The organism is Vogesella facilis (assembly GCF_042648525.1).
GTDB lineage: Bacteria > Pseudomonadota > Gammaproteobacteria > Burkholderiales > Chromobacteriaceae > Vogesella > Vogesella facilis.
This window is the reverse complement of sequence record NZ_JBHRXN010000031.1, coordinates 41359-66394: the sequence shown is the minus strand read 5'-3', so window position 1 is coordinate 66394 and position 25036 is coordinate 41359. Positions and strand designations below refer to the sequence as shown.

Sequence of the window (25036 nt, the reverse complement as noted above, 5' to 3'; positions counted from 1 at the left end):
ATGAAACTCGCCACCCTCAACCACGGCGGCCGCGACGGCACGCTGGTCGTGGTCAACCGCGCCCTCACCCGCTGCGTGGCCGTCGGCCACATTGCCGCCACCCTGCAGGCGGCGCTGGACAACTGGCATGACTGCGCGCCGCAGCTGCACGTGGTGTACGAACAGCTCAACGCCGGCACTGCGGCCAACATGCAGCCGTTCGACCAGCACCAGTGCGCCAGCCCGCTGCCGCGCGCCTACCAGTGGGCCGACGGCTCCGCCTACATCAACCACGTGGAGCTGGTGCGCAAGGCGCGCGGCGCCGAGCTGCCGGCCAGCTTCCACACCGACCCGCTGATGTACCAGGGCGGCTCCGACCGCTTCATCGGCCCGCGCGACGAAATCGTGGCCGCCGAAAGCTGGGGCATCGACTTCGAGGCCGAGGTGGCGGTGGTGACCGGCGACGTGGCGCTGGGCGCCGGCGTGGACGACTGCGCCCGCGCCATCCGCCTGGTGATGCTGGTGAACGACGTGAGCCTGCGCAACCTGATCCCGAACGAACTGGCCAAGGGCTTCGGCTTCTTCCAGAGCAAGCCGGCGTCGGCGTTCTCGCCGGTGGCGGTCACCCCGGACGAGCTGGGCAGCGCCTGGCACGACAGCAAGCTGCACCTGCCGCTGACCGTGGCGCTGAACGGCACCGTGTTCGGCCAGCCCAATGCCGGCGTGGACATGACCTTCAACTTCGCGCAGCTGGTGGCACACGTGGCCAAGACCCGCGAGCTGGGCGCCGGCTCCATCATCGGCAGCGGCACGGTGTCCAACAAGCAGGGCGACCTGTGGGGCTCCAGCGTGGAAAACGGCGGCGTCGGCTACTGCTGCCTGGCCGAAGTGCGCATGTACGAGACCATCGAGCAGGGCCAGCCGCGCACCGCGTTCATGAAACACGGCGATCGCGTGCACATCGAGATGTTCGATGCCGCCGGCCACAGCATCTTTGGCACCATCGACAACACCGTGCGCGCCATCCCGGCGTAAAACACATGCGGCCAACGTTGGCCGCAAGCCTCCCGGCAGCGCCGTCATGACGATGTCAGCGGCGCTGCAGTAGACTACCCACCCACACCAGGGTGCCTCGACAAGCCCCGGCTGCCACAAGCGGGCGCGTTTTCGAGCTGCCCACCACGCCATCACACAACAGGAGAACGCCCATGCAGGCACCGGATACCCCGCTGTGGCAACCCAGCGCGTCGCGCATCGCCGCCAGCCACCTGGCCGCCTTCGGCAAGCTGGCCGCCCTGGCCGACAATCGCGACTACCCGGACTACGCCAGCCTGTGGCAGGCCAGCGTCAGCCAGCCCGGCCGCTTCTGGAACCAGGTCTGGGACTACTGCGGCGTGCTTGGCGACAAGGGCAGCCTGGCGCTGCAGCCGGGCAACAATATGCGCGAGGCACGCTTCTTCCCCGAGGCCAGCCTCAACTACGCCGAGAACATGCTCAAGCGCCGCGACGACACCCTGGCGGTGGCGTTCTGGGGCGAAGACCAGGTCAAGCGCGAGCTGAGCTGGTGGGAACTGAACGACCTGGTATCGCGGCTGCAGCAGGCAATGCGCGCGCACGGCATCCAGCCGGGCGACCGCGTGGCCGGCTACATGCCCAATATGCCGGAAACCCTGGCCGCCATGCTGGCCGCCGCCAGCCTGGGTGCGGTGTGGACCAGCTGCTCGCCGGACTTCGGCACCGACGGCGCCATCGACCGCTTCGGCCAGACCGAGCCGCGGCTGCTGTTCTGCCCGGATGGCTACTTCTACAACGGCAAGCGCATCGACATCGCCGACAAGCTGCAGGTAATCATGGCCGGCCTGCCGACGGTGGAAAAACTGATCGTGGTGCCCTACGTCGGCGATACCGACACCCTGGCCGCCAGCCTGCCGCGCGCGCTGACGCTGGACGACTTCGTCGCCGGCCTGGTGGGCAGCAGCGTCAGCTTCACCCGCGTGGCGTTCAACCACCCGCTGTTCATCCTGTATTCCAGCGGCACCACCGGCAAACCCAAGTGCATCGTGCACGGCCACGGCGGCACCCTGCTGCAGCACCTGAAGGAACACCAGCTGCACGCCGACATCCATGCCGGCGACCGCCTGTTCTACTTCACCACCTGCGGCTGGATGATGTGGAACTGGCTGGTTTCCGGCCTCGCCAGCGGCGCCACGCTAATGCTGTTCGACGGCTCGCCGTTCGCCAAGAGCGGCCGCATCCTGTGGGAATATGCCGAGGCCTACCGCTGCAGCCACTTCGGCACCTCGGCCAAGTACCTCGATGGCCTGAAGAAGATCGACCTGCAGCCGGGCCGCGACTACGACCTCTCCTGCCTGCGCGCGGTGTTCTCCACCGGCTCGCCGCTGGTGGCGGAAAGCTTCGACTGGGTGTACCAGGCGATCAAGGCCGACCTCAACCTGGCGTCGATTTCCGGCGGCACCGACATCGTGTCCTGCTTCGCGCTGGGCTGCGCCAACCTGCCGGTGTACCGCGGCGAGCTGCAATGCCGCGGCCTGGGCATGGCGGTGGAAATCTGGAACGACGCCGGCAAGCCGGTGCGCGGCGAGAAGGGCGAGCTGGTATGCACCCAGCCGTTCCCGTCGATGCCGGTGGGCTTCTGGGGCGATGCCAGCGGCGAGAAGTACCGCAAGGCCTACTTCGAGCGTTACGCCGACACCTGGTGCCACGGCGACTACGCCGAGCTGACCGCGCACGACGGCATGATCATCTACGGCCGCTCCGACGCGGTGCTGAACCCGGGCGGCGTGCGCATCGGCACCGCCGAGATCTACCGCCAGGTGGAAACCTTCGACGCGGTGCTGGAAAGCATCGTGGTGGGCCAGCGCTGGCTGGACGACGAGCGCGTGGTGCTGTTCGTCAAGCTGCGCGACGGCAGCGAACTGGACGCCGAGCTGGTGGCGCGCATCAAGGACAAGATCAAGAACGGCGCCAGCCCGCGCCACGTGCCGGCCAAGATCATCGCCGTGGCCGATATTCCCAAGACCATCAGCGGCAAGATCGTGGAGCTGGCGGTGAAGAACGTGATCCACAACGAGCCGGTGAACAACCTCACCGCGCTGGCCAACCCGGACGCGCTGCAGCTGTTCGCCAACCTGGCGGAGCTGCAAAGCTAGGCTGCGGCCAACCTTGCCTGCCCTCACAGCGCCCACCAGCCGGTGGGCGCTGTTTTCTTTGCAGCGCCGCTGCCGCACAGCGACATGCCCCGCCTGGGGCCGGCAAAAAAACAGGCACCCGCATGGGTGCCAGACAGGATGCTACGGGGAGAGCACTGCATTACCACGGACTGCCGGCGCAGCGGCTGCGGCAGCCGAGCACCGCCAGCGCTGCGCCGGAGTCCTTAGTTACGGTTCTGGTAGTTCTTGTAGTTGGCCGCAGTCACCAGCTCGTACGGCACCCAGATCATGCTGGGCACCTTCTCGCCGGCAGCCAGGCGCAGCGCCGCATTCACCGCGCCCTTGCCCTGCGCCGCGGCGTCCTGGAACACCGTCACCTTCATGTCGCCGGCCTTCATCGCGTTCAGCGCATCCTGGGTGGCGTCGATGCCGGCCACCACGGTCTTGGCCAGCTTGCCGGAGGACTTCAGCGCCTGGATCGCGCCGAGCGCCATTTCGTCGTTATTGGCCACCACGGCATCGAACTGCAGGCCGGCGGTCATCCAGTTCATCACCAGGTCGCGGCCCTCGGTGCGCGACCACTTGGCGGTCTGTTTTTCCACCAGCTTGATGCCGCTGCACGGCGCCTTGGCCATCACCTCCTCCGCGTACTTGGTGCGCAGCCGCGCCTCCTGGGTGGCCAGGTCGCCCATCATGATCACCACATTGCCCTTGCCGTTCAGCTGGCGGCACACCTCCTGCATCTGGATGGTGCCGGACACCGCGTCATCCGAGCCGACGAAGGCCACTTTCGGCGGCAGCGTCTTGTCGGTGGGCATGCGGTTGACGAACACCAGCGGGATGCCGGCCGCCTGCGCCAGCTTGGTGATCTTCGGCGTGGTGCTGGTATCCACCGCGCTGACCACGATGGCGTCCACCTTCTGCGCGATGAAGTTCTGCACCTGGCTGATCTGGCGGCCAACGTCGTTCTGCGCGTCCTCCAGCTGCAGGTTCACCCCCTTCTGGCTGGCGGCGTAGCTCTTCATATTGGTGCGCAGGATGGTGAGGAAATTATTGTCGAAAGTGGCCATGGTGACGCCCAGCCGCGCGGCGGAGGCCGGCATGGCCTGCATGGCGAGGGAAACCAGTACTACCGAACCTGCATGTTTGATGACGCGTTTCATTGGTGTATCTCCTGTGTTTTATTAATACCACCGACCCCGGCCGCCTCCCCGCAGGAAGACCGCCGGAAAATGACGCTGTTTCAGACTGCTGTTGCCTTACCCGCCGCGGCGCGGCACCTGCGGTACGCCCGCCGCGGCCGGCTGTTCATCACTGCTGGATTGCCGCCTGGCCGCGGATTTCGGCCAGCGCCACCGGACGGCGCTCGGTCACCGAGGCGATGCAGGCCAGCGCGATTTCCAGCGCCGCCTTGGCGTCCGCCCCGTCCGGGCCGCTGTTGCGACCGCTGCGCACCGAGGCGACGAAGGCGTGCAGCTCGGCGGTGTAGCCGTCGATGAAGTGGTCGGTATCCAGCCGCCAGGTGTCGTTGGACACGCCATCCTTGTCGAACAGCGTCATGCTGGAGCGGCGCACGTCGCCCATGGCGACCATGCCGCCGGAGCCGAACACCTCGCCGCGGATGTCGTAGCCGTAGCTGGCGCAAAAGTTGGCCTCCGCCACCGCCACCGCGCCGTTGTCGAAGCGGATGGTCACCACCGCGGTATCCAGAAAGCCCTGCTCCTTGCAGTCCGGGCGCACCAGCGCGTCGGCTACCGCATACACCTCGGTGGCGCGGGCGCCGGCGTTCAGCCACAGCAGGGTGTCGAAGTCGTGGATCAGGGTTTCGAAGAACACCGTCCACAGAGGAATGCGTGCCGGATCCCCGCCAAACGGACCCGGATCACGGGTCAGCGAGCGCAGCAGCTGCGGCGTGCCCACCTTGCCGGCCTCGATCGCCGCCTTGCCGTCGGCAAAGGCACGGTCCCAGCGGCGGTTGAAGCCCACCTGCAGCGGCACGCCGGCCTCGCGCGCCGCGGCGATGGCCAGCTCGGCATCCGCCAGCGTCAGCGCCATCGGCTTCTCGCAGAACACCGCCTTGCCGGCACGGGCGGCGGCCACCGCCAGATTGGTATGGAAACGCGCCGGCGAGGCGATGATCACCGCCTCGATCTCCGGGTTGGCCAGCAGCTCATCGACATCGGTGTAGGCCAGCGGGCATTCCAGCTGGTCGGCCAACTTCGCGGCGGCGCCCGGTGCCGGGTCGGCAATGGCGGCCAGGGTGGCGTTCTTCAGGCGACGGGCAACGATCTCGGCATGCGAGGCGCCGATGCGGCCGGCACCGATCAGCGCCACGGCTACGGGTTTGGTGGATGACATGTCTCACTCCTTGTGTTGTGGGGGATGAATGCAGCAGCGCGCTCAGGCCGGCAGCGTGAAGGCGTCGCGGAAGCGGCGCAGCGCCAGCTCGTCGTCGCCGGAGGCAAACGCCTCCAGGCCGATGCTGCCGCGGTAGCCCAGCGCCTGCAGCGCCCGGGCGATGGTCGGATAGTTGATCTCGCCGGTACCCGGCTCGCAGCGGCCGGGCACGTCGGCCACCTGGATTTCGCCGATATGCGGCGCGCACTTGTGCAGCAGCTCGATCAGGTTGCCCTCGCCGATCTGCGCGTGGTACAGGTCCAGCATCAGCTTGAGGCCGGGGCGGTTCACCGCCGCCACCAGCGCCAGGCAGTCCTCGGCGCGGGCAAACGGCACGCCGGGGTGGTCCACCGCGGTGTTGAGGTTCTCCAGCACGAAGGTCACCCCTTCGCGCTCGCCAAGATCCGCCAGCTGGTTGAGGGTGTCGCGCGCCTGCAGCCACATGGCGCCGCTGACATGGTGTGCCGGCTGCACCGGCAGGCCCTTGTTGTCGAGGCCGGTGCCGTGCAGGTTCAGCCGCGGAATGCCCAGCGCCTTGGCCACCGGGATCGACTCGCGCGCGGTGTGCAGCAGCTGCTCGGCGCCGGCCGCATCGGCCAGCGTGCCGCGGATATAGCCGGTCATCGACGAGAAGGTGGCGCCGGTGCGCGCCAGCGCGTCGATGTCGTGGCGGGTCCAGTCCCAGATTTCCACCTGGAAGCCCAGGTCGTGGATGCGATGAATACGCTCGACGATGGGTAAATCGCGAAACACCATTTCGGCACATACCGCCAGCGTGAACGGGCTGGCTTGCTGCTGATCCTGACTGCTCATCTCTCTCTCCACTGTGGATTCGGTTCTGCGGCCAACCTTGCGGCGGTCGCCTTACTGCAAAATTTGCTACCGGTTGCAAAAACGATTGCAGCCATGCCGACAAGGCTTGCCGCCCAGTGCGCCAGCCGCGTGGCCGCACACCGCTGGCGCAGGTCTGTCATTTGCAACCGGTTGCAAGCCCGAGCGTAATAACCACCGCCCGTGCCAGCCGCCTGCCGCAGCCCATCCGGCCGCGGCGGGCAACCCGCTTTGCTACCGGTTGCAATGGCGTTACATTAGTAGCCGCTTCGGCACGAAGTCAAGAAATAATTTTCTTTTAAATTTACAATCGGAAAATAAATTTCAAGGAAGCAACATGAGCAAATCCAGCCGCGCCACCGCCGCCGACGTGGCCCGTGCCGCCGGGGTGTCGAAATGGACGGTCACCCGTGCCTTCACCCCCGGCGCCTCCATCGCCGAGCACAGCCGCGAACGCGTGCTGCAGGAGGCCGCCAAGCTGGGCTACCGCCCCAACCTGCTGGCGCGCAGCCTGGCCACCAAGACCACCAACCTGGTGGCGATCCTGGTGGACGATTTTGCCAACAGCTACAAGCTGCCGGTGCTGGAGGTGCTGACCCAGGCGCTGCAGGCCGAGCAGATGGCCGCGGTGCTGATCAACATCAACCAGCACTTCGACCACCTGTCCGCCATCCTAGACGCCGACCAGCGCCAGGTGGACGCGGTGATCCTGGTCGGCACCGATTTCAAGGACGAGGCGCTGAACGAGCAGGCGCTGCCGGCCTCGCGCCCGCCGCTGTACGTGCTGGCGCGGGAAAGCACCATCGCGCACATCCCCGGCGTGTCCTGCGACGCACGGCTGTCGATGGCGGCGATCAACCAGCACCTGTGGCAGCGCGGCTACCGCCGCCCCGGCTTCATGTCCGGCCCGCGCTCGCTGTCCACCGCGCTGGGGCGCAAGCTGCATTTCGCCGCCTTCTGGCAGCAGCAGCTGGGCATCGCGGTGCCGGAGCTGCGTGCCGGCAGCTACGACCGCAACGCCGCCGCCGCCGCGCTGCGCCAGTATCTGCAGGCCACGCCGGCGGCGGAGCGCATCGACGTGCTGATGTGCGAGAACGACGCGCTGGCGATCGGCGCCATCGAAACCGCGCGCCACGAGTTCGGCCTGCGCGTGCCGCAGGATCTGGCCATCGTCGGCTACGACGGCGACGAGCTGGCCGCCACGCCGTCATTCAACCTCACCAGCTACCGCCAGCCGCTGCCGCAGATGGTGGCGGCGCTGATGGCCATGCTCAAGGGCCAGGCGCCGGCGCAGTCGCTCAACTTGCCGGGCGAACTGCTGCTGCGCGGCTCCAGCTGAGCACCGCTACACGTTGGCCGCAGTGTAGGTAACAAAGGGCAGCGTGCTCTGCAGCGAGCCGCGCGGCGCCTTGTGCTGGATCGCCGCCACCATCACCTCCACCAGCCGGCTGGCCAGCCATTCCTGCGGGTGCGACAGCACCATGTTGACGCGGCGGTCGATCAGCGCCTGGCGGGTAATGGCGGTCAGATCCAGGCACACCGTCACCAGCTCGCGCGGCGCGGCGCCGATGTTCAGCGCCTGGATCACCCCCTCGATGCCGCCGCCGGCGATGTAGAGGCCGCACAGGTCCGGGTGCTGCTTCAGCAGCTGCAGCGTGGCCACCTGCGCCAGCTGGATATCCTCCAGGCTCACCAGCGTTTCCAGCAGCTGGAACTGCGGCGCGTATTCGCGGAAGTAGGAGCGGAAGCTCATCTCGCTCTGCTCCTGGCACAGGTAGCGGTGGCTGCCGACGATCACCCCCACCTTGCCCGGCACCGGCGCCAGCTCGGCAATCGCCCACGCCGCGCTGCGGCCAACCTTGCGGTGGTCGATGCCGACGTAGCCGCTGCAGCTGTCGGCGCTCAAATCGGAAATCAGCGCGAACACCGGCGTGCCGGCGGCGCTGATGGCGTCTATCGCCTGGCTCACCAGCGGGTGGTCGGCCGCCACCACCGCGATGGCGTCCACCTGCTTGCTCAGCTGCCACAGCCGGCTGACCACCTGCTCCGGCGTCAGTTCATCCAGAAACGACACCAGCGGCCGCCCGGCCGGCACCAGCTGCGTCCGGGTGGTGGCCTCCAGCACCGCACCCAGCTCCTGGTAGAACGGGGTGCTGCTTTTTTGCAGCACGAAGCCCAGCCGGTAGCCGGCGGTGCGCTCGTCGATGCGGTCGCGTATCAGCCCGGCGCGGCGAAAGCCCAGCCTTTCCGCCGCCACCAGCACCCGCTCGGCGGTGTCCTGGCTGACGCTGGCGCGCTTGTTGATTACCCGGTCCACCGTGGCCACGCCCACCCCCGCCTCGCGGGCCACATCCGCCATTGTCGGTCCCATTTTCTTGCTCCGCCTTGATGGTTTCTATCATCACATCGCCAGCACTTCATGATAGCAACTGATGCGAAATGAAGTTGCCGGATTGTGCGCTAACGCTTGCTGATTATACTCGATTTACCACGCCACAGCCTTGATTCACCCCAAGGCCATGCCGCGTCGGCGATCAAGAAAACACCCAGAGGAGAATGATAGAAAATGATAAAAAACACCCACATCCGCGACTACAGTCTGGACGGCCCCTGCGGCCAGCAGGCCGCCGCGCGCGGCCTGGTATCGGCACAGTGGTTTGCCTGCACGGTAGACCGCAAGCAGATGAAGCAGCTGATGCAGCGCAGCGACTGGCAGGCGCTGCAATACCTGGGCACTTGGCTGGCGCTGCTGCTCGGCAGCGGCGTGCTGGCCTATCTGAGCTGGGGCACACCGTGGGCAGTGCCGGCCTTCCTGCTGTACGGCCTGCTGTACGCCGCCGGCGAGCACGGCTCGCACGAGCTGTCGCACGGCACGCCGTTCCGCACTGGCTGGCTGAACACTTTCTTCTTCCAGCTCACCTCCTTCCTGGCGCTGCATGAAACCGTGTTCTGGCGCTGGAGCCACGCCCGCCACCACACCGACACCATCATCGTCGGCAACGACCGCGAGATCGCCTTCCCGCGCCCCATCCGCCTCATCGGGCTGTTTGCCGACTTCTTCTTCCTCAAGTCCGGCAGCATCGAATTGCTGCGCACCGTGCGCCACGCCTTCGGCAGCGTCAGCAGCGCCACCCGCTCCTTCGTGCCGGCGTCCGAGGTTGGCCGCATGATCCGCAGCAGCCAGGTGCACACCCTGATCTTCGCCGCCACCATCGCCGCCTGCGTCTACAGCGGCAGCATCCTGCCGGCGATGTTCATGGTGCTGCCGCGCTTCTACGGCTCGCCGCTGACCCAGGTGTTCAACATCACCCAGCATGCCGGCCTGGCCGAGGACGTGCTGGACCACCGCCTGAACACCCGCACCGTAATCTTCAACCCGCTGTTCGCCTTCCTGTACATGAAGATGAACTACCACGTGGAGCACCACATGTTCCCGATGGTGCCGTTCTACAACCTGCCCAAATTGCACGCGCTGATCCGCGAGCAGTGCCCGCCGGCCCACCCCGGCCTGCTGCACGCCTACCGCGAGATCATCCCGGCGCTGTGGCGCCAGCGCCGCGAGCCCGGCTACACCATTCCGCGCCAACTGCCGCCGGCGCCCGCCCAGAGCACGCTTGCGGCCAAGCCCGTTACCGCCGCCAGCGCGGCCTGACAACACATACCAGGAGACCGCCATGAGCCACTGGATCAACGCCTGTGATATCGACGACATCGAACCGGAAGACGTGCTGCGCTTCGACCACGCCGGCCACAGCTACGCCATCTACCACGCGCCGGACGGCCAGTTCTACGCCACCGCCGGCCACTGCAGCCACGAGAAGGTGCACCTGGCCGACGGCCTGGTGATGGACCACATCATCGAGTGCCCCAAGCACAACGGCCGCTTCGACTACCGCAGCGGCAAGGCGCTGGGCGCGCCGGTGTGCGTGAACCTGCCGACCTACCCGGTAAAGCTGGAAGGCGGCCGGGTGTGGATCGCGCTGGCCGACGCCTGAACGGAGCCGCGCCATGAGCCACCCCGCCCCCATCATCATCGTCGGCGCCGGCCATGCCGGCGGCCGCGCCGCACTGGCACTGCGCGAACAGGGCTACGCCGGGCCACTGCTGCTGATCGGCGACGAGCCGCACCTGCCCTACGAGCGCCCGGCGCTGTCCAAGCAGCTGCTGCTGGGCAGCCAGCCGGCGGAAGCCTGCCATATCGGCAGCAGCCAGCAGTACCGCGAGCTGGACATCGAGCGGCTGAGCGCCACCCGCGTCAGCGCCATCGCCCCGGCCAGCCGCCAGATCACCCTGCACGACCGCCGCACGCTGCCTTATCACAAGCTGCTGCTGGCCACCGGCGGCCGCGCGCGCCAGGCCACACTGCCTGGTGCCGACCTGGCCGGCATCCAGCTGCTGCGCACGCTGGACGACGCCGCCGCGCTGCGGCCGCGGCTGCAAGCCGGCCAGCGGCTGCTGGTAGTCGGCGGCGGCTTTATCGGCCTGGAGGTGGCGGCCAGCGCGCGCCAGCTGGGCTGCCAGGTTACCGTGCTGGAAGCCGGCGACAGGTTGGCCGCACGCGCGCTGCCGCCGGCCATCTCCGCACGCCTGCTGCAGCTGCATCAGGCGCATGGTGTGGAGGTGCGGCTGGGCTGCAGCCTGCGCGGCTTCGTCGGCCACGGCAGCGTAACCGCGGTGGAGCTGGCAGACGGCGAACGCCTGCCGTGCGACACAGTGGTGGTGGGCATCGGCATCCAGCCCAACACCGAGCTGGCCGCCGCCGCCGGGCTGGCGGTGGGCAACGGCATCCGCGTCGACAGCCGGCTGCAGAGCAGCGATGCGCACATCTACGCGGTGGGCGATGCCTGCGAGTTTCCGGCGCCGCAGGATGGCCAGCCGCAGCGGCTGGAAACCTGGCGCAATGCCGAGCTGCAGGCCCGCCACGTGGCGTGCAACTTGCTGGGCGCCGACGAGCCGTATGCCGCGCTGGGCTGGTTCTGGTCCGACCAGTACGACCACAGCCTACAACTGGTGGGCAGTCTGCCGGCGGCGGCCAACTGTGTGACGCGCCAGCTGGCCGATAGCGGCGTGCTGCTGTTCTGCCTGGATGCGGCGGGCCGCCTGCAGGGCGCCTGTGGCTGGGGCGCCGGCAACAGCGTCGCCCGCGACATCAAGCTGGCGGAAATGCTGATCGCCAGCGGCAAGGCGCTGGACCCGGTGGCGCTGGCCGCACCCGATATCAACCTGAAGACCCTGCTGAAAGGGGCAAGCCGTGACTAAACGTTTGCTGGTATTCCAATCGCTGTGGGCGATGGAAAACATCCATAACGGCCACAGCCGCAGCGTGGAGGAAAACCTGCAGCAGCTGGCCGCCGCCGGCTTCGACGGTTTTACCGACCACTACTACCAGCGCGCCCACGTGCAGCGACTGGCCGCCACCGCCCGCGAGCTGGGCCTGCAGGCCGAGGGCCAGGTGTTCCCCACCGATATCGACGGCCTGCAGCCGGCGCTGGAGCTGGGCAGCGAGTTCGGCTGCCACCACATCACCATCCAGGCCGACCTGCGCCCGCGCAGCGTGCGCGAGGCGGTGCGGGTGCTGGAAGGCTGGCAGCGGCTGGCGGAGCAGGTGGACTTCCCGGTGCTGCTGGAAACCCACCGCTACCGGCTGAGCAACGACCTGCTGTTCATGCTGGACGTGCTGGAACAGCTGCCCCACCTCAAGCTGCTGGCCGATCTGTCGCACTACGTGGTGGCGCGCGAACTGCCGCTGCCGCCGGCGGCGGAAGACCAGCAGCAGATCCGCCACATCCTGCAGCACAGCTGGGGCTTTCACGGCCGGGTGTCCAACGGCCACCAGGTGCAGGTGCCGCTGGGCTACCCGCAGCATCAGCCGTGGCTGGATGTGTTCCAGGACTGGTGGCGCTACGGCATGCAGCACTGGCTAAGCCGCGCCGGCAGCGAGGACACGCTGTCGTTCACCTGCGAGCTGGGGCCGGCACCGTATGCCATTACCGGTGCCGACGGCCTGGACGTGGTCGACCGCTGGCAGGAATCGCTGCAGCTCAAGCGCATCGCCGAGCAGGCCTGGCAGCAGGCGAGCGCGGCGGCGGCGCCCGCCCCCGGCCGCGCCCGGCACGCGTAGCCGCGCGCTACGGCTGCCGGCTGGAGGCCAAGGTTGGCCGCAACGCCCGGTAGCCGGCGCTGGCGCTCAGTAGCAGCGCCAGCACGACCAGCGGCAGCGCCACGGCAAAGGTGACATGCATGCCGTGCGCCACCTGCGCCGGGCTGGCAGCTGCGGCCGCGCCGCCGGCGGCGGCGGCGAACACCGCACCCAGCAGCGCGCTGCCGCTGATCAGCCCCAGATTGCGCGCCAGGTTGAGCATGCCGGCCATCAGCCCGCGTTGCGCCGTGTCGATGGCGGCCATGCTCTGCGTGGTGTTGGCGGCCTGGAACAGTGCGTAGCCGGCGGTGAGCAGTGTCATCGGCGCCACGTACGCCGCCACCCCGAAGCGGCTCGGCAGCAGCGCCAGCAGGCCGCAGCCCAGCGCCACGCCGGCCAGGCCGGCAAGCTGCATGCGCTGCGCGCCGAGGCGGTCGACCAGGCGCCCGGCCGGCACCCCGCTCAGCGCCGCCACCAGCGGCCCCACCGCCACCACCAGGCCGACCGCCCCGCTGCCCAGCCCCAGTGTGTGCGCCAGGTAGAACGGCCCCACCAGCAGCGTCACCATCACCACCGCCGCCACCAGCAGGCTGCTGGCCAGGCTGGCGCGCAACAGCGGCTGGCGGAACAGCCGCAGCTGCAGCAGCGGCGATGCCACCCGCGCCTCCACCAGCACGAACAGCCCCGCCCCCAGCAGCGCCGCCGCCAGCAAGGCCAGGTTGCGCACACCGAACTGGCCGCGCCCCAGCGTCATCGCCAGCGCATAGGCGGCCAGGCTGCCGGCCAGCAACAGGGTGCCGGCCACATCGAAACTGGGGCGCGGCGCCGCCGGCTGGCGGTCGGGCCCGGGCAGCTGGCGCCACACCAGCCACAGCGCCAGCAGCCCCAGCGGCACGTTGAGCAGGAAGATGGCGCGCCAGCCCAGCGCGGCGATCAGCAGCCCGCCCAGCGACGGCCCCAGCGCGGTGCCCAGCGCCGAGGTGGTGCCCAGCAGCCCCATCACGCTGCCGGTTTTGTCCGCCGGCACCAGTTCGCCGACAAAGGCCAGCGTCAGCGCCATCATCACCGCCGCCCCCAGCCCCTGCAGCGCGCGGGCGGCGATCAGCAGCGGCAGCGATGGCGCCAGCGCGCACAGCAGCGACGCCAGGCTGAACAGCGCGAGGCCGCCCAGCAGCAGCCGGCGCTTGCCGAACAGGTCCCCCAGCCGCCCGACGCCGACAATCAGGCTGGTGACCGCCAGCAGGTAGCCGAGCACCACCCACTGCACTTGCTGGAACGACGCCTGCCAGACCTGCGCCAGCGTCGGCAGCGCGATATTGGCGCTGCTGGTGGCCAGCGAAGACAGCAGCAGCGGCAGTGACAGGCTGAGTAGCGCCAGCCGTGGCAAGGCGGCGGCGGCAACGTTGGCCGCAGCGCGGCCGGATACGGGATTGGACATTGGCTTGCGGCTCCACAGATTCGGTGCTGCCAGCATAGGCGGCGGCCACAGCTGGCGGAAGACGCACGATTTGCACTTTATCGTTGCGTTTGACGCCAGCTATCCACCATGCCAAGGTGACGGCATGACACTCCCCGATCTCAACCTGCTGCAAACCCTGGACGTGCTGCTGGCCGAAGGCAGCGTGGCGCGCGCCGCGCAGCGGCTGCAACTCAGCCCGTCGGCGATGAGCCGGGCGCTGGCGCGCCTGCGCGAGGTCACCGGCGACCCGCTGCTGGTGCGCGCCGGGCGCGGGCTGGTGCCGACGCCGCGGGCGCTGGAACTGCGCGAGCGGGTAGCCGAGCTGGTGCAGGAGGCCGCTGTGGTGCTGCGCCCGGCCCAGCTGCCCGAGCTGGCCCAGCTGCAGCGCACCTTCACCCTGCGCAGCAGCGATGGCTTCGTGGAAAACTTCGGCGCCGCGCTGCTGGCGCGCATCGGCCAGCAGGCGCCCGGCGTGCGGCTGCACTTCCTGCCCAAGCAGGACAAGGACAGCACGCCACTGCGCGACGGCAGCGTCGACCTGGACACCAGCGTGGTGGGTGCGGCCACCAGCCCGGAACTGCATGCGCAGACGCTGTTCCACGACCACTTCATCGGCGTGGTGCGCCACGACCACCCGCTGAGCCACGGCGACATCACGCTGGCGCACTATGCCGCCGGCCGGCACATCGCCATCGCGCGCCGCGGCGTTGTCGGCGGTGCGCTGGACGCCGCGCTGCAGCCGTTCGGGCTGGCGCGCAACATCGCCACCATCGTCGGCGGCTTTGCCACCGCGCTGACGCTGGCGCGCGGCAGCGACCTGATCGCCAGCGTGCCCGCGCAGCACACCGGCAATCTGCGCGCCGGCATGCACAGCTTTGAACTGCCGTTTGCCGCGCCGCAGATCACGGTGTCGCTGCTGTGGCACCCGCGGCTGCACGCCGACCCGGTGCACCGCTGGCTGCGCGGCTGCGTGCGCGAGGTCTGCGCCGCGCTGCGCCAGCCGCCGCCAGCGTGACGGCGTTCGCCGCGGCATGCGCGCCGGTACCGGCGTAACCACGGCGGAAAGGTTGGCCGCACGCCGCGGCGGCCAAGCTTGGACTAGCGCCGGCGCCGGCGCCAGTGCAGCAACAGCTTGCCGGCGAGCAGCAGCGCGATCAGCGCCAGCAGCGCCGCCTCCTGGTAGCGCTGGAGATCGGCGAACAGCCACTGCAGCGAGTGGCCGAACAGGAAGCCGCAGCCGGCGATCAGCGGCGCCCAGATCGCCGCGCCCAGCAGGTTGAAGCCGGCAAAGCGCCAGGCCGACACCCGGCTCATGCCGATCACGATCGGCCCGATCACCCGCAGCCCGTACATGAAGCGCACGCCGACGATCACCCAGGCGTCGTAGCGCAGCAGCAGCCGGTTGACCTGCTCGGCGCGCTGCACGCCGGCGGGCAGGCGCCGCAGCAGCGCCGCGTTGTAGCGGCGGCCGAGCCAGAAGAACAGCTGGTCGCCCAGCGTGCCGCCGCCCAGCGCCAGCAGCACCACCAGCGGCAGCGACAAATACCCCTGCTGCGCGGCAAAACCGGCCAGCAGCAGCAGGCTTTCCCCTTCCAGCACCGCGCCGACGAACACGGCCAGGTAGCCATAGTCGGCAAGCAGTTGCGCTAATGTCATGGTCGTTCCCGATGGTAAAGGCACTTGCAGCGGATTCCGCTTCGAGTGTACAAGCTTGCTGCAAAAACCCGGCAGCCGCTGCGGCCAACCCTGGCAGCCACCGCGGCCACGGCCATGCCCGGCCGTGCAGCGCGCCCGGCGCCAACCCGGCGCCCGGCGCAAAACCGGCCAGCCCATGCGCTACCCGCGCGGCGGCGGCGCGCCGGCCACTACGAGCAAACGCTTTATGTCACGACTGATCCGCGCCCTTTGCCTGCTGCTGTGCGGCAAAGCGGCCGTGGCTGGCCAGACCATCAATCTGGCCACCACCGATTACCCGCCCTACTTCTCGCCGGCATTGCCGAACGATGGCGTGGTGGCCGCCATCACCCGCGCGGCGCTGGCCAAGCGCGGCTACCACCTGCAACTGCACTACCGCCCGTGGGCGCGGCTGATGGCCGAAGTGCACGGCGGCCAGTTCGATGGCGTGATGGCGGTGTGGTACCAGGCCGAGCGCGCCGACTACCTGCGCTACAGCGCGCCGCTGGTCAACACCGTGATCGGCTTTTACGCGCGCTACGACAAGCCGCTGGCGGTCAATACCCTGGCGGCGCTCAAGCCCTATGTGATCGGCGTGGTGCGCGACTACAAGAACCCGGATGCCTTCGACGCCGCCCGGCTGCGCGTCGAGCCGGCCAACGACGACCTGACCAATCTGAAAAAGCTGGCCGCCGGCCGGCTGGACCTGGTGCTGATCGACAAGGTGCTGGCCAGCTCGCTGCTGCCGGCACTGCCCAGCGCCCAGGTCGCCAAGATCCACTGGCAGAATCCGCCGGTGGCGGTGATGCCGCTGTATGTCGGCTTCGCCCGCGCCCGCCCCGACAACGCCAGGCTGACCGCCGAGTTCAACCGCGGCCTGCAGGCGCTGCACAAGAGCGGCGAGTTTGCCAGGCTGCTGCAGCAGTACCATCTGCCGCAATAAACCCCGCGCCCGCCCCCAACGTTGGCCGCAGCCGGCTCGCCTAGCCGCCCAGGCCGAACGGGTCGTCGATGCTGTGGCTGGGCTGGGTAAACCAGCGCGGCCCGGCGTCGCTCATGTAGAAGTGATCCTCCAGCCGCACGCCGAATTCGCCCGGCACGCAGATCATCGGCTCGTTGCTGAAGCACATGCCGGCCGCCAGCGGCGTCTGGTCGCTGCTCACCAGGTACGGCCATTCGTGGATGTCCAGCCCGATACCGTGGCCGGTGCGATGCGGCAGGCCGGGCATGGCGTAGCCGGGGCCGAAGCCGTCGGCCTCCAGCTGCCGCCGCGCGGCGCGGTCCACCTCGCCGCACGGGGTGCCCAGCTGCGCCGCGGCGAACGCCGCCGCCTGCGCCGTCTTTTCCGCGTTCCACACCTGCCGCTGCCGCGCACTGGGGGTGCCGAACACATAGCTGCGGGTGATGTCGGACAGGTAGCCGTGCAGCGCGCAGCCGGTGTCGATCAGCACCATGTCGCCGTCCTTGAGCGTCTGCGCATGGCGCACGCCGTGCGGGTAGGCGGTGGCCTCGCCGAACAGCACGATGCAGAAGGTGGAGCCGCTGGCGCCCACCTGGCGGTGCGCCTGCTGGATGAAGGCCTGCACCTCGCCGGTGCCGATGCCGGCGTACAGCATGCTGGCGGTGGCCTGCTGCACCGCCAGCGTCATGTCCTTGGCGCGCTGCATCAGCGCCAGCTCCGCCGCCGACTTGTGCATGCGGCACCAGCTGGTAACGATGCTGGCATTGACCAGCTCGGTCGCCGCACAGCTTTTGGCGATGCCGTCCACGGTAAAGAACGGCGTGCTTTCGTCCAGCGCCAGCACGCCGCCGCCCGCTGACGGCAGCACGCTGCGCAGTACCGCGGCCAGCAGCTGGTACGGGCTTTCGTGCTCGTGCCAGCTGTGCAGCGGGCCGTCCAGCTGCATGAACTCACGGATGGTGCCCAGCTCGAACCACGGCGCGATGAACTGCACCTCGCCGCGGCTGGGCAGGATGGCGCCCACCAGCCGCTCGCTCGGCCGCCACTGCAGGCCGGTAAAGTAAGTGAGGCTGCTGCCGGCATGCAGGTACATGGCGGCAATGCCCAGCGCCTGCATGCGCTGCTGCGCGCGGGCGATGCGCTGGCGGTATTCGTCCAGCGCGATCGGCTCTGCCCCCGCGGTCATGTCGTGCAGGCTTGCCAGCGCCTGCGCCTGTGTTTGTCCACCGACTCCAATTGTCATCGTCACTCCACGCGAATACTGCGCGCTGGCGCGCTGCGGCCAACCTTTGGCGGTCGCCGCCCTGCCCGCCAGCCAGAATGGCCCCGCCCCGCCGCAGCGGGGCGCGGGCCGCATCCCCGGATAATAGGCTCAGGCCGACAGGCTGGCGAATGCCTCGTCCAGCCCCAGCACGCTGCCGGAGCGGGCCGGGTCATAGCCGGCCAGCTGGCCGACCGCGTCGCGGAACGCCGCGCTCTGCAAGGCGGCCAGCATGTGCTGCAGCGTGGGATGCTGCAGCATGTCGCGGTGCAGCAGGAAGAAATAGCGCTCGTTCTGCAGCGGCAGGAAATCCAGGTCGAAGCGCCGCGCCGCGGTCTCGATGCCCAGCCCGACGTCGGCCATGCCGCTGGCGATGAAGGCCGCCACCGCGGCGTGGGTCAGCTCCGCCTGCTCGTAGCCGTGCACCTGCTGCGGCGCCACGCCGGCCTTGTGCAGCAGCATGTCCAGCAGCAGCCGCGTGCCGGAGCCGGGCTGGCGGTTGACGAAGCGCACCGCCGGCCGCGCCAGGTCGGCGATGTCGTACACCTTGCGCGGGTTGCCGCGCGCCAGCATCAGCCCCTGGCGCCGGGTCACGATATGGATCACGCAGTGCGCCTGGCGATCGAAATGCGCGGCGTAGCTGGCGACGATGGCCGGCTCGAACTCGCCCAGCGGCACGTGGAAGCCGGCCAGATCGCACTCGCCGGCCTGCAGCGCCGCCACCGCGTCCTGGCTGCTGCGGTACTTGAGGTCGATCGCCATGCCGGCCTCGCTCAGCGTGCGCATCAGTTTTTCCACCGCGAAGCCGTGGCTGGCGTGCAGCCGCAGCGGCGCGCCCACCGCCTGCAGCGCCAGCCGCAGCTCGGATTCGATCTCCGAGGCCAGCGTTTCCAGCAAGGGGCCGATGCGCGCCTTGATGCGGTGGTTGGCCCACACCAGCCGCTCGCCCAGCGGGGTCAGCCGCGCGCCGCGGCCGCGCGCCATGTTCAGCAACGGCGCCCCCAGCTGCTGTTGCGCCTGCTGCAGCAGCCCCCAGGCATGGCGGTAGGAAGTGTCGCAGGCCTTGGCCGCCGTCAGCAGGCTGCCGTGCGCGTGCACCGCGGTCAGCAGCTCGATCAGCCGGAAAGGAATCTGTTCGCCGCCCTCGGCGGCGACTCCCCACACCAGCTGGCTGTGCACCCGCAGCGGCGCGGCCACATTATGTTTTGGCTGCATATAACTCCGGTCATTCGCATCATATTGAAAACTGCCGCACAAGCTAGCATCCTGCAGCAAAGCGTGCCGGCTATTATGCTTAGCACTGCATATGACTGTCGCGCGATCTCGACCATTCGGCGTCGGATAAAGACAGATCGGCCCGCGCTTTCGGCGCGACAATCGCCGCAACCCACCATGACATGCCCGCACGGCAGACGCTCGATAGAGGAGCCACCATGACCACGCAACAAGACCTGGCGCGCCGGCAAGTCCAGGCCGTTCTCCAGGCGCAGCAGCAGCAAGCCGGCGCCTTGTTGCCCATCCTGCACGCGGTGCAGGACACGCTGGGCTACATTCCCGACTGGGCGGTGGCCGACATCGCCCAGGCGCTGAACCAGAGCCGTGCCGAAGTGCACGGCGTCATCACCTTCTACCACCACTTCCGCACCAGCCCGCCGGCGGCGCACACGCTGCAGATCTGCCAAGCCGAAGCCTGTCAGGCGCGCGGCAGCCGCGCGCTGACCGCGCACGCCGAACAGGCGCTGGGCTGTAGCCTGCACGGCCGCAGCGGCGACATCGGCCTGGAGCCGGTGTACTGCCTGGGGCTGTGCGCCACCGGACCCAACATCATGCTGGACGACAAGCTGGTATCGCGCGTGGACGCGGCGCGGCTGGATCGCCTGCTGGCCGGCGTGAAGGAGGCCTGATGAACACACTCAAATTCTATGTGCCGCGCGATTCCGCGGCGCTGGCGCTGGGCGCCGACGACACCGCCGCCACGTTGGCCGCAGAGGCGGCCCGCCGCGGCGTGGACATCGAACTGGTACGCAACGGCTCGCGCGGCCTGTTCTGGCTGGAGCCGCTGCTGGAAGTGCAGACCGCGCAAGGCCGCGTCGCCTACGGCCCGGTGCAGGCCGACGACGTGCCGGCGCTGTTCGACGCGCTGCTGGCCGGCAGCGAGCATCCGCTGTGCCACGGCCTGACCGACGACATCCCGTATCTGAAAAACCAGGAACGGCTGACCTTCGCCCGCGTCGGCATTACCGACCCGCTGTCGCTGGCCGACTACCAGGCGCACGAAGGCTTTGCCGGCCTGCGCAAGGCGCTGGCGCTGAGCGGCGCCGACATCGTGCAGACGGTGCTGGATTCCGGCCTGCGTGGCCGTGGCGGCGCGGCGTTCCCGGCCGGCATCAAGTGGCGCACCGTGGCGCAGGCACAGGCGGCGCAGAAATACGTGGTGTGCAATGCCGACGAAGGCGACTCCGGCACCTTCTCCGACCGCATGGTGCTGGAAGACGACCCGTACATGCTGATCGAGGGCATGACCATTGCCGGCCTAGCGGTGGGCGCCAGCGAAGGCTACATCTACATCCGCTCCGAATACCCGCACGCAGTGGCAGTGATGAACGAGGCGATTGCGCTGGCTACCGCCGCCGGCTTCCTCGGCGACGACATCCTCGGCAGCGGCAAAACCTTCCGGCTGCAGGTACGCAAGGCCGCCGGCGCCTATGTCTGCGGCGAAGAGACCGCGATGCTGGAAAGCATCGAGGGCAAGCGCGGCGTGGTGCGCGCCAAGCCGCCGCTGCCGGCGCTGGCCGGGCTGTTCGGCCAACCTACCGTAATCAACAACGTGATCACCCTGGCCACCGTGCCGGTGATCCTGGCGCGCGGCGCCGCCTTCTACGCCGGCTACGGCATGGGCCGCTCGCGCGGCACGCTGCCGTTCCAGCTGGCCGGCAACCTGCAATACGGCGGGCTGGTGGAAAAAGCCTTCGGTCTGACGCTGCGCGAGCTGCTGCACGACTTCGGCGGCGGCAGCGCCACTGGCCGGCCGCTGCGCGCGGTGCAGGTCGGCGGCCCGCTGGGCGCCTACCTGCCGGAAGCACAGTTCGACACGCCGCTGGATTACGAAGCCTTCGCCGCGCTGGGCGCGGTGGTGGGCCACGGCGGCGTGGTGGCGTTCGACGACAGCGTGGACATGGCCGAGCAGGCGCGCTACGCGATGGAATTCTGCGCCATCGAATCCTGCGGCAAATGCACGCCGTGCCGCATCGGCTCCACCCGCGGGGTGGAGGTGATCCAGCGCATCCAGCGGCACGAAAACCGCCCGCAGCAGATCGAACTGCTGCGCGACCTGTGCGACACCATGCTGCACGGCTCGCTGTGCGCGATGGGCGGCATGACGCCCTACCCGGTGCTGTCGGCGCTGAATCACTTCCCCGAAGACTTCGGCGCCCATGACGCGGCAGAGTAAGGAACAGACGATGAACACCCAGATTCACGACACCGACTTTGGCACCCCGGCCCGCGTCTCCGAGCGCATGGTCACCCTGGAAATCGACGGCCAGCAGGTCACCGTGCCGGAAGGCACCTCGCTGATGCGCGCCGCCGCCGAGGCCGGCACCATGGTGCCCAAGCTGTGCGCCACCGACAGCCTGGAGCCGTTCGGCTCCTGCCGGCTGTGCCTGGTGGAAATCGACGGCCGCCGCGGCTTTCCCGCCTCCTGTACCACCCCGGCCGAAGCCGGCATGGTGGTGCGCACCCAGAGCGACAAGCTGCAAAGCCTGCGCAAGGGGGTGATGGAGCTGTACATCTCCGACCACCCGCTGGACTGCCTGACCTGTGCGGCCAACGGTGACTGCGAACTGCAGGACATGGCCGGCGTTACCGGCCTGCGCGAAGTGCGCTACGGCCTGGCCGGCGCCAACCACCTGGACAGCAAGAAGGACGAGTCCAACCCATACTTCAGCTACGACCCGGCCAAGTGCATCGTCTGCAACCGCTGCGTGCGCGCCTGCGAGGAAACCCAGGGCACTTTCGCGCTGACCATCTCCGGCCGCGGCTTCGAATCGCGCGTGTCGCCGGGCCAGAGCGAAGCCTTCATGGAATCCGAGTGCGTATCGTGCGGCGCCTGCGTCGACGCCTGCCCCACCGCCACGCTGCAGGAAAAATCGGTGATCCAGTTCGGCCAGCCGGAACACAGCAAGATCACCACCTGCGCCTACTGCGGCGTCGGCTGCGGCTTCAAGGCCGAGATGAAGGGCAACCAGGTGGTGCGCATGACGCCGTGGAAAGACGGCAAGGCCAACGAGGGCCACGCCTGCGTCAAGGGCCGCTTCGCCTGGGGCTACGCCACCCACCCGGACCGCATCACCAAGCCGATGATCCGCAGCAAGATCACCGACCCGTGGCGCGAAGTCAGCTGGGAAGAAGCCATCGGCTACGCCGCCAGCGAGTTCAAGCGCCTGCAGGCCAAGTACGGCAAGGATTCCATCGGCGGCATCACCTCCAGCCGCTGCACCAACGAGGAAACCTACCTGGTGCAGAAGCTGATCCGCGCCGGCTTCGGCAATAACAACGTCGACACCTGCGCCCGCGTCTGCCACTCGCCCACCGGTTATGGTCTCGGCCAGACCCTGGGCACCTCGGCCGGTACCCAAACCTTCAAGTCGGTGGAGCAGTCCGACGTGATCATGGTGATCGGCGCCAACCCCACCGACGGCCACCCGGTGTTCGGTTCGCGCATGAAGAAACGGCTGCGCGAAGGCGCCAAGCTGATCGTGATCGACCCGCGCAAGATCGACCTGGTGGACAGCCCGCACGTGAAGGCCGACTACCACCTGCCGCTGAAGCCGGGCACCAACGTGGCGATGGTTACCGCGCTGGCGCACGTGATCGTTACCGAAGGGCTGCTGGCCGATGCCTTCATCGCCGAGCGCTGCGAGGAGAAATCCTTCCGCGACTGGCAAGACTTCGTCAGCAAGCCGGAAAACTCGCCGGAGGCCACCGCCGACATCACCGGCGTGCCGGCCGAGCTGGTGCGCGGCGCGGCGCGGCTGTACGCCACCGGCGGCAACGCCGCCATCTACTACGGCCTGGGCGTTACCGAGCACAGCCAGGGCTCCACCATGGTGATCGGCATCGCCAACCTGGCGATGGCCACCGGCAACGTTGGCCGCGAAGGCGTCGGCGTCAACCCGCTGCGCGGCCAGAACAATGTGCAGGGCAGCTGCGACATGGGCTCGTTCCCGCACGAGCTGCCGGGCTACCGCCATATCTCCGACACCACCACCCGCCAGCTGTTCGAGCAGGCGTGGGGCGTGGAGCTGGACCCGGAACCGGGCCTGCGCATTCCGAACATGTTCGACGCCGCGCTGGCCGGCAGCTTCATGGGCCTGTACTGCGAAGGCGAGGACATCGTGCAGTCCGACCCCAACACCCAGCACGTCACCGCCGCGCTGTCGGCGATGGAATGCATCGTGGTGCAGGACATCTTCCTCAACGAAACCGCCAAGTACGCGCACGTGTTCCTGCCCGGCTCCTCGTTCCTGGAAAAAGATGGCACCTTCACCAACGCCGAGCGCCGCATCTCGCGCGTGCGCCAGGTAATGAAGCCGCTGGCCAAGTACGCCGACTGGGAAGTGACCCAGCTCTTGGCCAACGCGCTGGGGCTGAAGATGGACTACAGCCACCCGTCGCAGATCATGGCCGAGATCGCCGCGCTGACGCCCAGCTTTGCCGGCGTCAGCTACGAGAAGATCGACAAGCTCGGCAGCGTGCAGTGGCCGTGCAACGACGACGCGCCGGACGGCACGCCGACCATGCACATCGACGGCTTCGTGCGCGGCAAGGGCAAGTTCTTCGTCACCCAGTACGTGGCCACCGACGAGAAGGTCAACCGCCGCTTCCCGCTGATCCTCACCACCGGCCGCATCCTGTCGCAGTACAACGTCGGCGCGCAGACCCGCCGCACCGACAACGTGGCCTGGCACCCGGAGGACGTGCTGGAAATCCACCCGCACGATGCCGAGGAGCGCGGCATCAAGGATGGCGACTGGGTCGGGGTCAGCAGCCGCGCCGGCGAAACGGTGCTGCATGCCAAGGTCAGCGAACGCATGCAGCCGGGCGTGGTGTACACCACCTTCCACTTCCCGGAATCCGGCGCCAACGTGATCACCACCGACAACTCGGACTGGGCCACCAACTGCCCGGAATACAAGGTCACCGCGGTGCAGGTGCTGCCGGTAACGCAGCCGTCGGAATGGCAGCAGGGCTACCAGCGCTTCAACCGCACCCAGCTGGAGCTGCTGGAGCAGGCCGGCGGCACAGAAGGCAAGGCATGATGGCGCCGGAACAACCGCCCGCCCCCGCCGGCGCCAGCCGCTGCCAGGTGCAAACCTGGCAGGCTGGCACGGTGAGCGCCCAGCAGGACACGCTGGCGGAGGAGCTGCCGGTGGCGCTGGAATTCAACGGCATCTCGCACGCGGTGATGCTGGCGACGCCGCTGGATCTGGAGGACTTCGCGCTCGGCTTTGCGCTCAGCGAAGGCATCGTCGACAGCGTGCAGGAGGTGTTCGACATCCAGCAGGAAAGCGGCTGCGACGGCATCACAGTCAAGCTGGAGATCGCCACGGCGCGCTTTGCCCGCCTGAAGGAAATGCGCCGCAACCTCACCGGCCGCACCGGCTGCGGCCTGTGCGGCACCGAGAGCCTGGCGCACGCCGTACGGCCGCTGCCGCCGCTGGCCCAGCCCGGCGTGGTGCACGAAGCCGCCATCCGCCACGCGCTGGCCGCGCTGCGCCAGCACCAGACGCTGCAACAATTGACCGGTGCCACCCACGCCGCCGCCTGGTGCGGCGACGACGGCAGCATCCGCGTGGTGCGCGAAGACGTTGGCCGCCACAATGCGCTGGACAAGCTGATCGGCGCGGTACTGAAAAGCAAACCGGCGCAGCGCGACGGCTTCGTGGTGGTGACCAGCCGCGCCAGCATGGAGATGGTGCAGAAAACCGTCACCGCCGGCTTTGGCTGCCTGGTGGCGATCTCCGCCCCTACCCGGCTGGCCACCGAGCTGGCGCAGGCGGCCGGGCTGTGCCTGATCGGCTTTGCCCGCCCCGAGCGCTGGGTGGCCTACAGCCACGCCGAGCGCATCTGCGCCGCCGCCCCCGACACGCCCTGCGACTGACTT

Annotated in this window: 21 protein-coding genes; 13 read left to right on the top strand and 8 right to left on the bottom strand. The window is 68.7% G+C overall.

Annotated elements, in window-relative coordinates; all coding sequences use genetic code 11:
- Both ACFOLG_RS11510 and ACFOLG_RS11505 read left to right on the top strand, forming a co-directional pair.
- Positions 1-1014, top strand: a complete 1014-nt coding sequence (locus ACFOLG_RS11510; RefSeq protein WP_386091866.1) for a fumarylacetoacetate hydrolase family protein — start codon at positions 1-3, stop codon at positions 1012-1014.
- Positions 1015-1187: 173 nt separating this feature from the next.
- Positions 1188-3149 (top strand): acetoacetate--CoA ligase, encoded by a 1962-nt coding sequence (locus ACFOLG_RS11505; protein ID WP_386091864.1) that lies wholly within the window; start codon positions 1188-1190, stop codon positions 3147-3149.
- Positions 3150-3373: 224 nt separating this feature from the next.
- Here the strand turns inward: ACFOLG_RS11505 and ACFOLG_RS11500 are convergent, their stop codons facing one another.
- The 3 genes from ACFOLG_RS11500 to ACFOLG_RS11490 form a co-directional block, all read right to left on the bottom strand.
- The gene (locus tag ACFOLG_RS11500) at positions 3374-4312 is read right to left on the bottom strand and encodes a sugar ABC transporter substrate-binding protein (RefSeq protein ID WP_386091862.1); all 939 of its coding nucleotides are present in this window, start codon (positions 4310-4312) and stop codon (positions 3374-3376) included.
- A 148-nt stretch (positions 4313-4460) separates the two neighbouring features.
- A complete protein-coding gene (locus ACFOLG_RS11495) occupies positions 4461-5507 on the bottom strand; it encodes a Gfo/Idh/MocA family oxidoreductase (RefSeq protein WP_386091860.1) in 1047 nt (348 codons plus the stop codon).
- Positions 5508-5549: 42 nt separating this feature from the next.
- Entirely contained in the window at positions 5550-6359 is an 810-nt protein-coding gene (locus ACFOLG_RS11490) for a TIM barrel protein (RefSeq protein ID WP_386091858.1), read from the bottom strand.
- Between the two features lie 355 nt (positions 6360-6714).
- Between ACFOLG_RS11490 and ACFOLG_RS11485 the strand changes: the two genes are divergently transcribed.
- Complete coding sequence (locus ACFOLG_RS11485) at positions 6715-7716, top strand: LacI family DNA-binding transcriptional regulator (RefSeq protein ID WP_386091857.1); 1002 nt, start codon at positions 6715-6717, stop codon at positions 7714-7716.
- 6 nt (positions 7717-7722) lie between these two features.
- Here the strand turns inward: ACFOLG_RS11485 and ACFOLG_RS11480 are convergent, their stop codons facing one another.
- Positions 7723-8748 (bottom strand): LacI family DNA-binding transcriptional regulator, encoded by a 1026-nt coding sequence (locus ACFOLG_RS11480; RefSeq protein WP_386091855.1) that lies wholly within the window; start codon positions 8746-8748, stop codon positions 7723-7725.
- Between the two features lie 195 nt (positions 8749-8943).
- On the opposite strand from ACFOLG_RS11480, the gene ACFOLG_RS11475 reads away from it, so the two are divergent.
- The 4 genes from ACFOLG_RS11475 to ACFOLG_RS11460 are packed head-to-tail and all read left to right on the top strand — an operon-like array spanning position 8944 to position 12498.
- On the top strand, positions 8944-10029 hold the full coding sequence (locus ACFOLG_RS11475) for a fatty acid desaturase (RefSeq protein ID WP_386091853.1): 1086 nt from the start codon (positions 8944-8946) through the stop codon (positions 10027-10029).
- Positions 10030-10051: 22 nt separating this feature from the next.
- Entirely contained in the window at positions 10052-10372 is a 321-nt protein-coding gene (locus ACFOLG_RS11470; RefSeq protein WP_386091851.1) for a MocE family 2Fe-2S type ferredoxin, read from the top strand.
- Between the two features lie 13 nt (positions 10373-10385).
- Positions 10386-11636: an NAD(P)/FAD-dependent oxidoreductase gene (locus ACFOLG_RS11465; protein ID WP_386091849.1), complete on the top strand. Its 1251-nt coding sequence runs from the start codon at positions 10386-10388 to the stop codon at positions 11634-11636.
- On the top strand, positions 11629-12498 hold the full coding sequence (locus ACFOLG_RS11460) for a sugar phosphate isomerase/epimerase family protein (protein ID WP_386091847.1): 870 nt from the start codon (positions 11629-11631) through the stop codon (positions 12496-12498). The genes ACFOLG_RS11465 and ACFOLG_RS11460 overlap by 8 nt, the downstream gene beginning before the upstream one ends.
- A gap of 7 nt (positions 12499-12505) precedes the next feature.
- On the opposite strand, the gene ACFOLG_RS11455 is transcribed toward ACFOLG_RS11460, so the two are convergent.
- Positions 12506-13954 (bottom strand): MFS transporter, encoded by a 1449-nt coding sequence (locus ACFOLG_RS11455; protein WP_386091845.1) that lies wholly within the window; start codon positions 13952-13954, stop codon positions 12506-12508.
- A gap of 124 nt (positions 13955-14078) precedes the next feature.
- Here ACFOLG_RS11455 and ACFOLG_RS11450 point away from each other — a divergent pair, with 124 nt between their 5' ends.
- The gene (locus ACFOLG_RS11450) at positions 14079-14990 is read left to right on the top strand and encodes a LysR family transcriptional regulator (RefSeq protein ID WP_386091843.1); all 912 of its coding nucleotides are present in this window, start codon (positions 14079-14081) and stop codon (positions 14988-14990) included.
- 83 nt (positions 14991-15073) lie between these two features.
- Here the strand turns inward: ACFOLG_RS11450 and ACFOLG_RS11445 are convergent, their stop codons facing one another.
- Positions 15074-15631 carry a DedA family protein gene (locus ACFOLG_RS11445; RefSeq protein ID WP_386091841.1) on the bottom strand — a complete coding sequence of 186 codons (558 nt, stop codon included), beginning with the start codon at positions 15629-15631 and terminating at the stop codon, positions 15074-15076.
- A gap of 226 nt (positions 15632-15857) precedes the next feature.
- On the opposite strand from ACFOLG_RS11445, the gene ACFOLG_RS11440 reads away from it, so the two are divergent.
- Positions 15858-16592: a substrate-binding periplasmic protein gene (locus tag ACFOLG_RS11440; RefSeq protein ID WP_386091839.1), complete on the top strand. Its 735-nt coding sequence runs from the start codon at positions 15858-15860 to the stop codon at positions 16590-16592.
- Positions 16593-16632: 40 nt separating this feature from the next.
- On the opposite strand, the gene ACFOLG_RS11435 is transcribed toward ACFOLG_RS11440, so the two are convergent.
- Both ACFOLG_RS11435 and ACFOLG_RS11430 read right to left on the bottom strand, forming a co-directional pair.
- Positions 16633-17853 carry a M24 family metallopeptidase gene (locus tag ACFOLG_RS11435; protein WP_386091837.1) on the bottom strand — a complete coding sequence of 407 codons (1221 nt, stop codon included), beginning with the start codon at positions 17851-17853 and terminating at the stop codon, positions 16633-16635.
- Between the two features lie 129 nt (positions 17854-17982).
- A complete protein-coding gene (locus ACFOLG_RS11430; RefSeq protein WP_386091835.1) occupies positions 17983-19086 on the bottom strand; it encodes a substrate-binding domain-containing protein in 1104 nt (367 codons plus the stop codon).
- Between the two features lie 218 nt (positions 19087-19304).
- Between ACFOLG_RS11430 and ACFOLG_RS11425 the strand changes: the two genes are divergently transcribed.
- From ACFOLG_RS11425 to fdhD, 4 genes are read left to right on the top strand one after another with little or no spacing between them, the layout of a single operon-like run.
- Positions 19305-19775 (top strand): formate dehydrogenase subunit gamma, encoded by a 471-nt coding sequence (locus tag ACFOLG_RS11425; protein ID WP_386091833.1) that lies wholly within the window; start codon positions 19305-19307, stop codon positions 19773-19775.
- On the top strand, positions 19775-21322 hold the full coding sequence (locus ACFOLG_RS11420; protein WP_386091831.1) for a formate dehydrogenase beta subunit: 1548 nt from the start codon (positions 19775-19777) through the stop codon (positions 21320-21322). The genes ACFOLG_RS11425 and ACFOLG_RS11420 overlap by 1 nt, the downstream gene beginning before the upstream one ends.
- A 10-nt stretch (positions 21323-21332) precedes the next feature.
- Positions 21333-24191: a formate dehydrogenase subunit alpha gene (gene fdhF, locus ACFOLG_RS11415; protein ID WP_386091829.1), complete on the top strand. Its 2859-nt coding sequence runs from the start codon at positions 21333-21335 to the stop codon at positions 24189-24191.
- The gene (gene fdhD / locus ACFOLG_RS11410) at positions 24188-25033 is read left to right on the top strand and encodes a formate dehydrogenase accessory sulfurtransferase FdhD (protein ID WP_386091827.1); all 846 of its coding nucleotides are present in this window, start codon (positions 24188-24190) and stop codon (positions 25031-25033) included. Before fdhF ends, fdhD begins: the two co-directional genes overlap by 4 nt.
- The last annotated feature ends 3 nt before the right edge of the window (positions 25034-25036 follow it).